Below are 15,484 nucleotides of genomic sequence, written 5' to 3'. Positions count from 1 at the left end.
ATCCAGGGGCTGCTCGAAGCAGACGTGCCGGTGTTCGGCATTTGCCTCGGCCACCAGATGCTCGGCCTCGCCGCCGGCGCACGCACGATCAAGATGCACCAGGGCCACCGCGGCGCAAACCACCCGGTGCTGCGCAAGGCCGACGGTGTGGTCGAGATCACCTCGATGAACCACGGCTTCGCGGTCGACAATGCCGATTTGCCCGAGGGCGTGGAAGAGACGCACGTCTCGTTGTTCGACGGCTCCAACTGCGGGATCGCGATTGCGGGCAAGCGGGCGTTCGGGGTGCAGTATCATCCTGAAGCCAGCCCTGGGCCGCAGGATAGTTTCTACCTGTTCGAGCGGTTCGTGGGGATGTTGGGGTGAAACTTCGCTCGGCCATCATTGTCGGCTTGGCGGCATTGGCAGGCGGTTGTGATGATCGTGTTGTTCAGCCTCCTTTAGAAGCCTTAACAGCGGCACAAGCTAGTGATGCTCGCAGTGCAGCCAACCGGATCGTAGGGAAAAATGGCCGCGCCGTGGTGATTTGTGGTCAATCGGACGGACTTGGCGTGTTTACGTCAGATTGGAAATCAGGGTTTGGCTCAGATGGCATGAAAGATGGACGCTTGGCCTTTCGTATTCGGGATGATGGGCGCGAAGATGTTTATTCTCGGGATGCAATGGGCACATATTTGTCTTCATTGGAGGATGGTTCCGAAGTTCATCGAATTTTCCACCCAGATCGGCAAATAGACAGTTGGATTGTCTCGAATCCGTCGACTGGCATTGTTGAGACTCACAACATCACGACAGTTCCCAAAGACGGTCTCGTTGACTTGTGGACCTCAAACAAGCCTGTCTCAGTGATCGGTGCCAGCGCAAAGTTGTTTCGTTCAAGTTGTGTAAGAGCTTAATATGCCCAAACGCACTGACATCTCCTCGATGCAATCCACTGTCGCTGGGGCTTCTCTCCCGCGCGCTGGTGATTGGGCTGGGCGGCGTCTGCGCTTTCGAGGGCAGCGCACCCCCACCCAACCCTCCCCCGAGCGGGGGAGGGCTTTTTGGGTTGGGTGTGGTGGGGCTGGTGTTGCTTCCTCTTTTTCTTTTTCCTTGCCCCTCCCCCGTTCGGGGGAGGCTGGGTGGGGGTGCGCGGCGCTTGCCGGTCAGCTAGGACGGATCGTCTTCGAACGGATCAATCCGGTTTCGGGCGAGCGCCAGTTCATGCGCGATCACCGTCAGGACTCCATCCGTGTTGGCAAGGACATCATTGTTCCAAAAGCGAATAACCCGGTAGCCTTGGGCTTCGATCAGGCGCGTGCGCGCCGCGTCAGCCTCGCTGTCAGCGTGTTGGCCGCCGTCGAGCTCGATGGCGAGGCGCAAAGCTCGGCAGACAAAATCCACGATAGCACTCCCAATTGGATATTGCCGGGTGAACTTGACGCCAAGTTGCTCGCTGCGCAGCCGCGACCACAGGCGCTTCTCCGCCTCCGTGGGCTCTTTGCGCAACTTGCGCGCCAGCGGCGTCAGGCGTTTATCGCTCATACGTCTTGTACCCCCACCCAACCCTCCCCCGAACGGGGGAGGGTTTTAGTACAATAAGGCAAGTAAATGCCCAAACGCACTGACATCTCTTCGATCCTGATCATCGGCGCCGGGCCGATCATCATCGGCCAGGCTTGCGAGTTCGATTATTCGGGCACGCAGGCGGTGAAGGCGTTGAAGGAGGAGGGGTACCGGATCATTCTGGTGAACTCCAACCCCGCCACGATCATGACCGATCCGGACATGGCGCACGCGACCTATGTCGAGCCGATCACGCCCGAGATCGTCGCGCGGATCATCGAGAAGGAGCGCCCGGATGCGGTGTTGCCGACGATGGGCGGGCAGACCGCGCTCAACACCGCGCTGGCGCTGTTCAACGATGGCACGCTGGAGAAATACGGCTGCATCATGATCGGCGCGGATGCCGAGGCCATCGACAAGGCCGAGGACCGGATGAAGTTCCGCGATGCGATGGACAAGATCGGGCTGCAATCCGCGCGCTCGGGCATTGCGCATACCACCGAGGAAGCGCTGGCGATCCTCGAGCGCACCGGGCTGCCTTCGGTCATCCGCCCCAGCTTCACCATGGGTGGCACTGGCGGCGGCATTGCTTATAACAAGGAAGAATTCCTGCGCATCGTGCGCGGCGGGATCGAGGCTTCACCGACCAACGAAGTGCTGATCGAGGAATCGCTGCTCGGCTGGAAAGAGTACGAGATGGAGGTCGTGCGCGACCGCAACGACAACTGCATCATCGTCTGCTCGATCGAAAATGTCGATCCGATGGGCGTGCATACCGGCGATTCAATCACCGTCGCTCCTGCGCTGACCCTGACCGACAAGGAATACCAGATCATGCGCAACGCATCGATCGCGGTATTGCGCGAGGTTGGCGTGGAGACGGGCGGATCGAACGTGCAGTTCGCGGTCAATCCCAAGGATGGGCGCCTGATCGTGATCGAGATGAACGCTCGCGTTTCGCGCTCATCAGCGCTGGCGTCCAAAGCCACCGGCTTTCCCATCGCCAAAGTCGCGGCCAAGCTGGCGGTCGGCTACACGCTCGACGAGATCACCAACGACATCACGGGCGCGACCCCGGCGGCGTTCGAGCCGACCATCGATTATGTCGTGACCAAGATCCCGCGCTTTGCCTTCGAGAAGTTCAAGGGGGCCGAGCCGTTGCTGGGCACGGCGATGAAATCGGTCGGCGAGGTTATGGCGATTGGCCGCAATTTCAAGGAATCGCTGCAAAAGGCGCTGCGCGGGCTGGAAACCGGGCTCGATGGGTTCAACCGCGTGGTCGAGCTGGAGGGCGAAAGCCGCGACCGGATCAAGGCCGAACTGTCGCGCGCTACGCCCGAGCGGTTGCTGGTGGTGGGCCAGGCCTTTCGCGAAGGCTTCTCGGTCGAGGATATTCACGCGATCACCAGCTACGATCCGTGGTTCCTGCGCCAGATCGAGGAAATCATCGCCGAAGAGGCGCGGATCGGGCGCGAGGGGCTGCCGATTGACGCAGCCGGCCTGCGCCGCATCAAAGCCATGGGCTTTTCCGACAAGCGGCTCGCGACACTGGCGGTCCGCTCGGTCGGCGTGGCGCATGGGCTGGGCGAAACGCAGGCGCGGCGCTCTGGCCTGCTCCATGATGTGCTGAGCGCGATGGCAGGGGCGACCAGCGAGCAGGAAGTGCGCGCGCTGCGCCACCGGCTTGGCGTGCGCCCGGTGTTCAAGCGGATCGACAGCTGCGCTGCCGAGTTCGAGGCGATCACGCCTTACATGTACTCGACGTATGAAAGCGGCCTGTTCGGCGAGCCGGAGAACGAAGCCGCGCCCACTGACCGTAAAAAGGTGGTGATCCTGGGCGGCGGACCAAACCGCATCGGGCAGGGGATCGAGTTCGACTATTGCTGCGTGCATGCCTGCTTCGCGCTGGGCAGCGGGCCCGGCGGGGCCGGGTTTGAAACGATCATGATCAATTGCAACCCGGAAACCGTTTCGACCGACTACGATACCTCGGACCGGCTCTATTTCGAGCCGCTGACCGCCGAAGACGTGCTCGAAATCCTCGATGTCGAAAGGTCGAACGGTACGCTGGTCGGCGTGATCGTCCAGTTCGGCGGGCAGACCCCGCTGCGGCTGGCGCAGGCGCTGGAGGATGCGGGCATCCCCATTCTCGGCACTTCGCCCGATGCGATCGATCTTGCCGAAGACCGCGAACGTTTTGCCAAGCTGGTCGACAAGCTGGGGCTGCTCCAGCCGGCCAACGGCATCGCCCGCAGCCGCGACGAGGCGGTCGCGGTGGCGGCGCGCATCGGCTATCCGGTGCTGATGCGGCCAAGCTATGTGCTGGGCGGCCGGGCGATGGAGATCGTCGACAGCCAGGCGCAGCTTGAGCATTACATCACGACTGCGGTGCTTGTCTCAGGCGACAATCCGGTGCTCATCGATCAGTATCTGCGCGATGCCATCGAATGCGATGTCGATGCGCTGGCCGATGGCGAGCAGGTGATCGTGGCCGGGGTGCTCCAGCATATCGAGGAGGCCGGCATCCATTCGGGCGACAGCGCCTGCACCCTGCCGCCCTACAACCTCTCCACCGAGATCGTGAACGAGATGGAGCGGCAGGCAGTGCTGCTGGCCAAGGCGCTCGAAGTGCGCGGGCTGATGAATATCCAGTTCGCAATCAAGGCCAGCACCAGCCCGGCGGACAAGCCCTCTGATCTGGTCTACCTGATCGAGGTGAACCCGCGCGCCAGCCGCACGGTGCCCTTCGTCGCCAAGGCCATTGGCCAGCCCATCGCCAAATATGCCGCGCGGATCATGGCGGGCGAGATGCTGGCCGATCTGCCGCCGATCCGCCGCGAGATGGACTATATGGCGGTCAAGGAAGCGGTGTTTCCGTTCGCGCGGTTCCCCGGGGTCGATCCGGTGCTCTCGCCCGAAATGAAATCAACCGGCGAGGTCATGGGCATCGACCGTACTTTTGCAGTGGCGTTTGCCAAGGCGCAGCTGGGCGCAGGGATCGTGCTGCCCGAAAGCGGCACCGCGTTTGTCTCGGTTAAGCATACCGACAAGCCGGTCGTGCTTCCGGCGGTGCGCAAGCTGGCGGGCCTTGGTTTCCGGATCGTCGCGACCGGCGGAACGGCGGACTATCTGGCGCAGGCGGGCGTGCTGGTCGAACGTGTCGCCAAAGTCGCGGAGGGGCGCCCGCATATCGTCGATCGCATCATCGATGGCGATATCGCGCTCATTTTCAACACCACCGAAGGGTGGCAGAGCCACCGGGACTCGCAATCGATTAGGGGTTCCGCGCTGCTCGGTAGAGTGCCATACTTCACCACGGCGGCGGCATCGGTGGCGGCAGTGGAAGCGATCGAAGCGTTGCAGACCACTCAGCTTGCGGTCCGGTCTTTGCAGGATTATTATAAGCATGCTGCCACCTGATCCCCCGCAATGCAGCACTGCAGGTTTCAGGGATCACGATGCTGAAACGCCTGCTACGCGCCGGCTGGTGGCTTCCTCTTGCTTTTTGGGCAAGGGATTGAAAGGAAAAAGGAATACGGATGGCGAGTGTTGAAAAGCTGCCGATGTTGGCTGAAGGCCATGCCAAGCTCGAAGCCGAGCTGAAGGCGCTGCGCGTTGAACGCCCGCTGATTGTCGATGCAATCGAAGAGGCGCGCGCGCACGGTGATTTGTCGGAAAATGCTGAATATCATGCGGCCAAAGAGCGTCAGGGCCAGGTCGAGGCGGCAATCAGCGATCTTGAGGACAAGATCAGCCGCGCGCATATCATCGATCCCACCACGCTATCGGGCGACCGGATCGTGTTCGGCGCGACGGTGACGTTGCTCGATGATACCGACAAGCCGGTCCGCTACCAGATCGTCGGCCAGGCTGAGGCCGACGCCAAGGTCGGCCGCATCAGCTATAACTCGCCGCTGGGCCGCGCGCTCATCGGTCGCCGCGTCGATGACGAGATCGAGGTGACGGTGCCATCGGGCGACAAGTTCTATGTGGTGCAAAAGCTCGAATTCATCTGAACCCGGCAGATATCTCGGGCTCTCAACAAAGGCCGCAGGGGACACCCTGCGGCCTTTGTTCATTTCTGACCGGGATGCTCGATCAGATCGGGCTGCAACAGCCGGTGAAGATGCACGACGACATAACGCATTTCGGCATCGTCCACGGTGCGCTGTGCGCAGCTGCGCCATGCCTCTTCGGCCGAAGCGTAATCGGGGTATACCCCGACCATGTCGATGGCCTTGAGATCGACAAATTCAAGGCCTTGCGGGTCCTTGACCCGCCCGCCCATCACCAGGTGAAGCTTTTGCATGAAATGACTTTCGCACAGCAGGGGAGACGCGCTCATCCTCTTGCAAACAAACCCGCCCCGCGCAAGCCAGCCTATTTAATTTGAGAGTGATCAGCGCTTCATCCGGGCGGCGATGTCTGCCGCGTGGCGCAGTGCCACTGCGCTCATGTCGCGAAGCGCGGTGGCGGCAACATCGGCCATTTCGCCCGTCCGGCGTTTGGCTTCGCTGCTGGTTTCGCTGATGATCTCGCCCAGATCTTCGAGCTTTTCACTGCCTTCGCGGCCAGCCTGCACCACGCGGGCGGCGTAAGCACTCGCCAGTTGCGCGCCCATGGCCGCGAGGCGAGAGGCCTGCTTGCCCAAGGCCCCAGCCGCCGTGTTGCCAGTCATTGTCCCAGCAGGAGCAGCCGACTTTCGGCGGGGGATGGCGCTGGCAATCAGCGCACCGATGAGAATACCGCCCGCCAGCACAGCCACCGGGTGCTGCTCGATCAGCCCTTTGACCGATGGCCCCGTCTTGCTGGCGACGTCGGCATCCGCCGCGCCGTGGGCCTCAGCGGCGTGGCTAGCGACCTGGTCTTCAAGCAGTGCGTCAACATGTTCAGTCATAGCGGTATCCTTCATAAGCTAGGCAGATGGCCACCATTTGGCGGGAATACGGGGCAACCGGCTCCCCAATAGCCGCGTAATCGGGCCGCGCAGCAGCCAGCCGAGCAAGGCTGCGGCGGTCACGCCGAGCACGAGCTTGTTTTCGCGGGCGACATTCTTTGCGGTTTCCAGCGAGTCCAACGCCGCCTCGGCGGCGCGGTCGCCGATCCGCGCCGGGATGGACCGCGCCGACAGTTCCGCGCGAACGGTCGCCAGATTGTCGCGCATTCTGGCCCTGGCCGCATCGCGCGTGCGCTGCAGTCCGGCCAGTGTCTCAATCGGATCCCGTTCGCTCATACGCTGTCCTTTTGCGCCGAAGGCTTGCCCAGCAGCACCGCGCGCGCCTGATTGAGCCCGCGCAGGGCGACCGCCACGCACAGGCCAGCGACAGCGCAAATCCCCAGCACCACCGCGCCCAGCGCTCCCCACGCACCCAGCATGGGCGCAAGGGCAAGCAGGAGGCCCACGATCAGCGCCATCAGGGCGAAAAAGCCCAGCGCCAGCGCCAGAAGCAAGAGCACCGCGATGCTCTTGGCTTGCCCCAAAGCATACGCAATGCGCGACTTTTGAAACTCCAGCTCGGCCTCGACCAACGCCTGTCCGTCGGCGATCAGGCCGCGAACCTGCGAGGCGAGGGGCTCCTCCGAGGACTGGTGATCGGTGGCCTGACTATCCTTGGCGCTCTGCATAAGGCGCGTCAGGTATCCGAGGAGCCTGAACGCCGGAACAGCCGCGCGAAAAGGAAACCCGAAACGGCCGCAATGCCCAGCGCTGTGGCCGGGCTTTTGCGGACGAACCCGGCGACATCATCACCGATTTCCGACAGCTCCTTGGCGTCCAGCTTGGCGGCGGTGTCCTTGATCGACTTGGCTGTTCCGCGCACATAATTGCCATATTGCACGCCCAGCTTTTCGTCGATCAACCCGGCATTTTCCGAGATCGTGGTGCCAACAGTGGCCAGTGCCTCGCTCGCCATGCTCTTGCCCTGATTGGCAAGCTCGACGCTCTTTTCTTTGGCTTGGGCGGCCATCTGCGAGGCCTGCTGCGACCAGTCGCTGGCCGTTTCGGCCACTTTCTCACGCACCGCTGCGGAACGTTCGATCGCCTGCTCTTTCAGCGCGGCGGCGTTGGCCTTGGCATCCTCGATCGCCTTGTTGAAACTCGTCGAGGTCGCGCTAACCGCGCTGTTGATCGCCGTTGCGGCATCGCTCGCGGCGTTTTGAGCAGCGGCGGCTGCCTGCTCGGCAACGGCTTCAACCTTGCTCGCAGCCTGCGCGGCAGCGGAAGGCTCAGTTTGGGAAGGGTCTTTTGTCTCGGGGGTGTCAACCATGAGCGTGTGTCCTTTTGCAAGCGGTCATGACCCTGTTACAGGTTCAGGCCATTAACGTGTTAGCACCATAATTGATCCTCGAGAAAATTGCGCGGGCGAATTCGCGCGTGGATCACGGCTCGTCTCGGAGCGGCACCCTGCGGCGACGGCCTGCGGTGAGCGGAGGGGGAGCGAGATTTTCGCGGCATCGCCGCTTGCCTGCCCGCGGGCCACCCGATAGGAGCGCGGCCAAGACAATGCGCGCGCGGGGCCTGCGTCCCGGCGCTCTCCTGCGTAGCCAAGGGAATTACCATGACCGCGATCATCGATATCCACGCCCGCGAAGTGCTCGATAGCCGCGGCAATCCAACGGTCGAAGTCGATGTTTTGCTCGAAGACGGCTCGTTCGGCCGGGCTATGGTCCCGTCGGGCGCATCCACCGGCGCGCACGAGGCGGTCGAACTGCGTGACGGCGACAAGACACGCTATCTGGGCAAAGGCGTGCGCCATGCCGTCGCGGCCGTCAATGGCGAGATCGGCGAAGCGCTGGCCGATATGGACGCTGAAGACCAGCGCGATATCGACCTTGCGATGATCGCGCTCGATGGTACCGAGAACAAGAGCCGCCTGGGTGCCAACGCCATTCTGGGCACCAGCCTTGCCGTGGCCAAGGCCGCTGCCGATGCGCGCGGCTTGCCGCTTTACAGCTATGTCGGCGGGGTTTCGGCGCATCTGTTGCCGGTGCCGATGATGAACATCATCAATGGCGGCGAACATGCCGACAACCCGATCGATTTTCAGGAATTCATGATCATGCCGGTGGGCGCGCCCACGCTGACCGAGGCGGTGCGCTGGGGCGCGGAAGTCTTTCACACCCTGAAGAAGGGCCTGCACGAGAAGGGCTTGGCCACCGGCGTGGGCGATGAAGGCGGCTTTGCGCCCAACATCGCCAGCACGCGCGAAGCGCTCGATTTCGTGATGGCCTCGATCGAAAAGGCCGGGTTCAAGCCGGGGACGGACATCGTGCTCGCGCTCGATTGCGCCGCGACCGAGTTTTTCCGCGACGGCAAGTACGAGATCAGCGGCGAGGGACTGTCGCTTTCGCCGGTGGCCATGGCCGATTATCTGGCCTCGCTGTGCGATGCCTACCCGATCCTTTCGATCGAAGACGGCATGGGCGAAGATGATTTTGAAGGCTGGGGCGCGCTCACCGCCAAGATTGGCAAGAAGGTCCAGCTCGTGGGCGATGACTTGTTTGTGACCAACCCCAAGCGCCTTGAAATGGGCATCGGCATGGGCCTTGCCAATTCATTGCTGGTGAAGGTCAATCAGATTGGCACGCTGACCGAAACGCTGGAGGCGGTCTCGATCGCGCAGCGCAGCGGCTACACTGCCGTGATGTCGCACCGTTCGGGCGAAACCGAAGATTCGACCATTGCCGATCTGGCGGTCGCCACCAATTGCGGCCAGATCAAGACCGGCAGCCTTGCCCGCTCGGACCGGCTGGCCAAGTACAACCAGCTGATCCGCATTGAGGAAGAACTCGGCAATTCAGCGCGCTATGCGGGCCGGGCGGCGTTTGGTCGGCTGGCCGGCTGAAACGCCTGATCAGCCGAAGCGCTCTTTGAGCGCGAGCAGCGCGATCGCCGCCTTGGCTGCTTCGCCGCCCTTGTCCTTCTGCGCCGGGTCGGCGCGCACGAGCGCCTGTGCTTCGTTCTCGACCGTCAGGATGCCGTTGCCGATGGGCACGCCGTCCATCGTCAGCGCCATCACCCCGCGCGCGCTTTCGCCCGCCACGATCTCGAAATGATAAGTCTCGCCGCGGATCACCACCCCGATGGCAACATAGCCATCGTAATCGCCCGAGGCGTCGGCCATGGCGATGGCTGCGGGGATTTCCAGCGCGCCGGGGACGGTGATGACCTCGGCCTTGTGCCCGGCCGCCTTCAGCGCGGCCTTGGCCCCTGCCACCAGCATGTCATTGAGGTGATCGTAAAAGCGCGCTTCGACGATAAGGAACTTGGCCATGGTTTACTCCGTTGAGACAGGCTGCTCGCCGACGATATTGAGGCCATAGCCTTCGATGGCGACGACATTGCGGTGCGAATTGGTCAGCAGGATCATGTCGTGCACACCCATATCGGCCAGGATCTGCGCCCCGATGCCATAGCTGCGCAAATCCATTTCAAGCGAGTGGCCGGTGATTTCGGCCTGAAGCTGTTCGCCAGTGCTGGGCATGAGCAGCACGATCAGGCCCGAACCAGCCTCGCCAATGGCGCTCATCGCGCGTTGCAGGATGCGTTTGCGCGGGCCAGGCTGGCCCAGCACATCCGACAGGATCGAAATGCCGTGCATCCGCACCAGAGTCGGCGCGCCAGCGACAACAGCGCCTTTTTGCAACACAAGGTGAACCGATCCATCTATCTTGTTGCGATAGCTGCGGATGGTCCAGTCGCCGCCATAATCGGAAACGAACGGCGCCTCGCTCACGCATTCGACGAGATGGTCATGACGGCGGCGATATTCGATCAGATCGCGGATCGTGCCGATCTTGAGGCCGTGGCGGCGCGCGAAGGGAACGAGATCGTCCATCCGCGCCATTGTGCCATCATCCCTCATGATCTCGCAGATCACGCCCGAAGGATTGAGGCCCGCAAGCCGCGAGATATCGACCGCCGCCTCGGTATGCCCGGTGCGGACCAATACCCCCCCATCGCGCGCGATCAGCGGGAAGACATGCCCCGGCGTGACGATGTCCGCCTTGGTTTTGGCCGCATCGATGGCGACGGCCACAGTGCGCGCCCGGTCCCCTGCCGAGATGCCGGTGGTCACCCCTTCGCGCGCCTCGATCGAGACGGTGAAGGCGGTCTCGTGGCGCGTGCCGTTGTGGCGGCTCATCAGTTCGAGGCCGAGTGTTTCGCAGCGCGTGCGGGTGAGGGTCAGGCAGATCAGACCCCGGCCGTGCGTGGCCATGAAATTGATCGCATCGGGGGTCGCCATCTGTGCGGGGATCACCAGATCGCCCTCGTTCTCGCGGTCCTCGTCGTCGACCAGGATGAACATCCGGCCATTGCGAGCCTCGTCGATGATCTCCTCGATCGGGACCAGTGCGGGGGTCTCGTCGCTCTCGTTCAGCACGCGTTCCAGCTTGGCGAGGGTGTCGGCAGTGGGGTTCCAGCTGGGCAGGGTAAGATCGCGCAGCGTGTTGGCATGTAGCCCGGCGGCGCGCGCCAGGCCGGAGCGGGACATGCCGCCTTCAACGACAATTCGGCGGATTTGATCGATCAGTTCGCTTGACATGATTCGCATATTTCACATCGCAATGTGATTGGCAATACCTATTGATCACATTGCGATGCGAAAAAATGCCGAATCGACGGTTTTGCCTGGCTTTCAGCCGTGTCAAACAGGCAACAGCTGCCGTTACGGAAAGGGCAATTTTTAATTAAGCGGTTGACAAGGCGAGCCCCTGTCTATGAGTAAAAGTAACAGGGCACCTGCGATAAACGACGGGTTTGCTGGAGAGAGAGGATTACGGATATGAGGGGCAAACTTTCCCTTTTTGTTGGAGTCTGTGCTGCGGCCATGGCCGGGCCAGCTTTCGCACAAAGCGCAACCGAGACCACCGGCGTCGAAGAAATCATCGTGACCGCGCAGCGCCAGTCGCAGCGCCTTCAGAGCGTGCCGATCGCGATCAGCGCGTTCACCGCTGAAAACCTCAACAAGCAGCAGATCCGCAACACCAGCGATCTCCAGCTCAGCTTGCCCAACGTCACCTTCACCAAAACCAACTTCACCGCCTCCAGCTTCACCATCCGCGGCATCGGCGATCTGTGCACTGGCGTGACCTGCGATCAGGCCACTGCCGTTCACGTCAACGATGCGCCGCTGTTTGCCTCGCGCCTGTTCGAAGGCGAGTTTTACGATCTGGCGCAGGTCGAAGTGCTGCGCGGTCCGCAAGGCACGCTGTTTGGCCGCAACGCCACTTCGGGCGTGGTCAACTTCCGCACCGCCAAGCCCGATCTCAACGCCCTTGGCGCGTCTGGCGATGCTGAGTTCGGGAACTACAATTCGGTGCGTCTGCGCGGCATGATCAATGTGCCGATCACCGAGACGCTCGGTGTGCGCGCGGCTGGTTATTATCTGAAGCGCGATGGCTACACGACCAACCTGTTCGACAACAGCAAGCAGGATGACCGCAACCAATATGGTTTCCGCGGTTCGATCACCTGGCAGCCGACTTCGGGCACCACCATCGACATCATGGGCCAGCATTTCCGCGAGCGCGACAGCCGTCTGCGCATCCAGAAGCAGTACTGCCAGAACGATCCGACCGGCGTGCTGGGCTGCCTCAATTCCGAACTGGGCACCGGCATCAACAACGGCAACGCCTTGTTCAAGAACACGCTCACCTCGCGCGAATTCTTTGCGACCCAGGGTCTGCCGACGTCGTTTGCGCTGGGCAGCATCTACGGCCCCGATCCTTATGGCAACGCGGTGAACCCGGCCGATGCGCGCACAGTCAATACGGCTTATGCGCCGTCGTACTTCACCAAGGAAACCATCATCCAGGGCAGCTGGAAGCAGGACATTGGTGACAAGTTCAACTTGCGCATCACCGGCAACTATCAGGACACAGCGGTCGATTCGCGGCAGGACTACAACATGGCGATCGAAGATCGCTCGCGCATGACCCCCGGCCTCAGCGCGCTTGCCGCTGCTGCTGCCGGACAAATTCCGAACTTCCCGATCCCGGCGGCCTATTTCGCGCCGGTTGCCAGCGCCTTGATCCCCAATGGTCCCGGCGGGCAGCTGTGCACGTCGACACCCGAAGAAAGCGGCACGGGTGCATTTGGCGGAAACAGGATCTGCAGCAATGTACCGCTGTATTACGACCGTTCCAACCAGACCAATACGAGCTGGACTGCCGAAGCAATTCTCTCGACAAAGTTTGACGGGAAGTTCAACTTCCTCGTTGGCGGCATCTATGGCAAGTACAAGGCCACGGAAAACTCGTACTACGTCAACGCGTTTTCGGTCGATTATCTCGCCGGCGTGCTTGGTGCATTTAGTACAGCGGCTGCCGGTCTCCCCCCATCGTATCTCGGCACACCTTACTTCCGCAATAACGGCGCTTCGACCCGTGACGGCGGCGGCGGTTACAGCCTGACCACCTTCGGCATCTTTGGCGAGGCGTATTACAAGTTCGACGACCGCATCAAGCTGACCTTCGGTCTGCGTTATAACAACGACCGCAAGTCGGTCACCGCTCGCACAACCCTCGTCAGCTTCCTTACGCCGCACGGCAGCACCGATGCCTATACTTCGCCGTTTATCGGAACTTACGACTCCGATCCCGGCATTGCGGGCAACCAGCTGTTCCAGACGCGCACCAATCAGAAGTTTAGCGCGCTGACCGGGCGCGCGGTGCTCGATTTCCAGATCACCAACGACAACTTGCTCTACTTCTCGTATTCACGCGGTTACAAGTCGGGCGGCATCAATCCGCCGCTGTCGCCAATCTTCACGGTGCCAGAATCGTTCAAGTCCGAGTTCATCGACTCGTTCGAAATCGGTTCGAAGAACAGCTTCGCCAATGGCGCGCTGCAGCTGAACCTGACCGCGTTCTACTACAAATACAAGGATCTGCAGCTGTCGCGCATCGTGGCGCGCACTTCGGTGAACGATAACGTCAACGCCAACATCTTTGGTGTTGAAGTTGAAGCGATTGTCCGCCCGATCCGTCCGCTGACAATCAACATGAACTTCAGCTATCTGAACACCCGCGTCTCCTCGGTCACCACGCCGTTCGCCAATCCGCGCGACTTCGGGGCGGGCCGCGCCGATGCGGTGATCATCAAGGATATCACGAACGCCGCCAACTGCGCCGTCGGGTCGAATTCCGGCAGCGTGGCCGGGGTGAATGCCTTCGTGAACGCGGCCAACGACTTGATCAACGCAGGATCTATCCCGGGCCTCAGGTCCGGTGCTGGGCTCCGGGGCACCACAGCATTCCCGGCAAACGGCGGGATTGCATCGCGCGGTGCCTACTCGATCTGCGGTGTCCTCACGGCGCTCGCACCAACGCTCGGCAATGCGCCTGGCATTGGCGGGGTGACGGTTTACTCGTCGGGCATTCCGACCAACATCGTCGGTAACCAGCTCCCCGGCGCACCCAGCGTCAAGTTTGCGGCGGGCGCACAGTATGAGATTCCGGTGGGCAATCTTACGTTGACGCCGCGCGCCGACTTGCTGTTCACCGGTGGCTCCACGGCCAACATCTTCAACAGCCTGGTTGACCGGATGCCGGCATTTACGCAGATCAACGCGCAGATGCAGCTCGATGGGCCTGACAAGAAGTGGTTCTTGCGCGGCTTCGTGCAGAACCTCACGAGCAACAATTCGATCACCGGCCAGTACGTGACTGACCAGTCGACCGGTCTGTTCACCAACGTGTTCACGCTCGAACCGCGCCGTTATGGCGTCGCGGCCGGTTTCAAGTTCTGAGCCGAGCACCACGTTAGACGCTGGTCTCATCTGAGACTGGATCAAGAGCGCCGGGGGGAAACCTCCGGCGTTTTTGATTCCGGCGGGCAGGGCGCCTAGTGCTCTCGCTAGTTGCTCGCGCTGAAACGCTATGGGAGCCTCGTGGCCATAAGATCAGGAGAGTTTGCCATGATGACCGAGCAGGAAATTTCCGATCTGCGCGCGTTGATGGCTTATGAAAAGCAGCGCACCGCGCCGCCCGAAACTTTTCCGCATCTGCCCGATCTGCCCGGTGGGCGCTACATCGACGAGCGCTTCGAGGCTTTGGAGCGCGATCACCTATGGCGCAAAAGCTGGCTTCTTGCGGGCCACCGCGACGAGTTGCCGCAGCCGGGATGCTTTCGCCTGTGGGAGACCGCAGGTCAGCCGGTGGTCTTGATGCATGCGCGCTCGGGCAAGATCAACGCGTTCTACAACACGTGCAGCCATCGCGGCGCGCCGGTCGTCACTGCCGAGAGCGGGCGGCGTCCGCGCCTCACTTGCAAGTATCACGGCTGGGTCTATGACGACGAGGGCCAGCTTGTCTCGATCCGCGATGCCGAGGATTTTGCCGGGCTCGATTTCTCGTGCCGCGCGCTGCGCTCCATCCGCTGCGAGACATACGGCAAGTTCATCTTCGTCAATTTCAGCGAGCACGGCCCCAGCCTTGCCGAATGGCTTGGCAATGTTGGTCTTGAGCTTGAAGAGTTTCAGCTGGGCGAGGCGCGGCTGGTCGATCGCTACGTCTGGGATCTCGATTGCAACTGGAAGATCGCGATGGAGGCCAACATGGAGGTGTACCATGTGCCTAATATCCATCCCTCCACCGTGGCGCTCGGGCTCGATCATCGCAGCAATGTGAACACGCTCTATCCCCAAGGGCACGGGCGCATGGTTGCGCCGGGCTGGGAAGACCGCGATCAGGCGAGCTACCGCACCGGACGCACCGCCGATGGCCGCCCGGAGTTCGACAGCGTTGGCGAAATTTCGCGTACGTGCACGCAATCGTACAACATCTTTCCTAACCTCGTGTCGCCGCCCGGTGCGACCGGCACCTTCGTTCTGGCGTTCTGGCCCAATGGGCTGACGCGCTCGAAGATGGAGGTGTTCTGGGTCGGCCCGGATTGGGGCGAGGGCCCGCGTCCGGCCTATTGGGATGATACCATCGC

15 protein-coding genes are annotated in these 15,484 nt (G+C 61.9%); 7 read left to right on the top strand and 8 right to left on the bottom strand.

The annotated features are described in order from the left end of the window. Positions 1-366: gamma-glutamyl-gamma-aminobutyrate hydrolase family protein (locus Q0O40_RS11495; RefSeq protein WP_295529778.1), on the top strand; the 366-nt coding region annotated here is incomplete at its 5' end. After that, positions 363-896, top strand: coding sequence for a hypothetical protein (locus tag Q0O40_RS11490; RefSeq protein WP_295529775.1), 534 nt, complete (start codon positions 363-365; stop codon positions 894-896). The genes Q0O40_RS11495 and Q0O40_RS11490, both read left to right, overlap by 4 nt. A gap of 253 nt (positions 897-1,149) precedes the next feature. Here Q0O40_RS11490 and Q0O40_RS11485 read toward each other — a convergent pair whose 3' ends face one another. Next, positions 1,150-1,524: an endonuclease domain-containing protein gene (locus tag Q0O40_RS11485; protein WP_295529773.1), complete on the bottom strand. Its 375-nt coding sequence runs from the start codon at positions 1,522-1,524 to the stop codon at positions 1,150-1,152. Positions 1,525-1,590: 66 nt separating this feature from the next. Between Q0O40_RS11485 and carB the strand changes: the two genes are divergently transcribed. Further along, the gene (carB, locus tag Q0O40_RS11480) at positions 1,591-4,965 is read left to right on the top strand and encodes a carbamoyl-phosphate synthase large subunit (protein WP_295529769.1); all 3,375 of its coding nucleotides are present in this window, start codon (positions 1,591-1,593) and stop codon (positions 4,963-4,965) included. A gap of 119 nt (positions 4,966-5,084) precedes the next feature. Then, complete coding sequence (greA, locus tag Q0O40_RS11475; protein ID WP_295529767.1) at positions 5,085-5,561, top strand: transcription elongation factor GreA; 477 nt, start codon at positions 5,085-5,087, stop codon at positions 5,559-5,561. 59 nt (positions 5,562-5,620) lie between these two features. On the opposite strand, the gene Q0O40_RS11470 is transcribed toward greA, so the two are convergent. From Q0O40_RS11470 to Q0O40_RS11450, 5 genes are all read right to left on the bottom strand, one after another. Then, entirely contained in the window at positions 5,621-5,854 is a 234-nt protein-coding gene (locus tag Q0O40_RS11470) for a DUF4170 domain-containing protein (RefSeq protein WP_295529764.1), read from the bottom strand. Positions 5,855-5,944: 90 nt separating this feature from the next. Continuing rightward, complete coding sequence (locus Q0O40_RS11465) at positions 5,945-6,442, bottom strand: hypothetical protein (RefSeq protein ID WP_295529761.1); 498 nt, start codon at positions 6,440-6,442, stop codon at positions 5,945-5,947. An 18-nt stretch (positions 6,443-6,460) separates the two neighbouring features. After that, a complete protein-coding gene (locus Q0O40_RS11460) occupies positions 6,461-6,778 on the bottom strand; it encodes a hypothetical protein (RefSeq protein ID WP_295529758.1) in 318 nt (105 codons plus the stop codon). Further along, the gene (locus Q0O40_RS11455) at positions 6,775-7,170 is read right to left on the bottom strand and encodes a phage holin family protein (RefSeq protein ID WP_295529755.1); all 396 of its coding nucleotides are present in this window, start codon (positions 7,168-7,170) and stop codon (positions 6,775-6,777) included. The genes Q0O40_RS11460 and Q0O40_RS11455 overlap by 4 nt, the downstream gene beginning before the upstream one ends. Before the next feature lie 8 nt (positions 7,171-7,178). Beyond that, positions 7,179-7,811 carry a hypothetical protein gene (locus Q0O40_RS11450; protein ID WP_295529752.1) on the bottom strand — a complete coding sequence of 211 codons (633 nt, stop codon included), beginning with the start codon at positions 7,809-7,811 and terminating at the stop codon, positions 7,179-7,181. 291 nt (positions 7,812-8,102) lie between these two features. On the opposite strand from Q0O40_RS11450, the gene eno reads away from it, so the two are divergent. After that, positions 8,103-9,389: a phosphopyruvate hydratase gene (eno, locus tag Q0O40_RS11445; protein ID WP_295529749.1), complete on the top strand. Its 1,287-nt coding sequence runs from the start codon at positions 8,103-8,105 to the stop codon at positions 9,387-9,389. A 9-nt stretch (positions 9,390-9,398) separates the two neighbouring features. On the opposite strand, the gene ribH is transcribed toward eno, so the two are convergent. Both ribH and ribB read right to left on the bottom strand, forming a co-directional pair. Then, a complete protein-coding gene (gene ribH, locus Q0O40_RS11440) occupies positions 9,399-9,818 on the bottom strand; it encodes a 6,7-dimethyl-8-ribityllumazine synthase (protein ID WP_295529746.1) in 420 nt (139 codons plus the stop codon). Positions 9,819-9,821: 3 nt separating this feature from the next. Then, entirely contained in the window at positions 9,822-11,090 is a 1,269-nt protein-coding gene (gene ribB / locus Q0O40_RS11435; RefSeq protein ID WP_295529743.1) for a 3,4-dihydroxy-2-butanone-4-phosphate synthase, read from the bottom strand. A 285-nt stretch (positions 11,091-11,375) separates the two neighbouring features. Between ribB and Q0O40_RS11430 the strand changes: the two genes are divergently transcribed. Continuing rightward, positions 11,376-14,297 (top strand): TonB-dependent receptor, encoded by a 2,922-nt coding sequence (locus Q0O40_RS11430; protein WP_295529741.1) that lies wholly within the window; start codon positions 11,376-11,378, stop codon positions 14,295-14,297. Positions 14,298-14,465: 168 nt separating this feature from the next. Continuing rightward, on the top strand, positions 14,466-15,484 hold a 1,019-nt coding region (locus Q0O40_RS11425), incomplete at its 3' end, for an SRPBCC family protein (RefSeq protein ID WP_295529739.1).

This window comes from Novosphingobium sp. Chol11, from assembly GCF_945870625.1.
Taxonomy (GTDB): domain Bacteria; phylum Pseudomonadota; class Alphaproteobacteria; order Sphingomonadales; family Sphingomonadaceae; genus Novosphingobium.
Note: the sequence above shows the minus strand (reverse complement) of the source record. Positions and strands in the feature narration are given on the sequence as shown.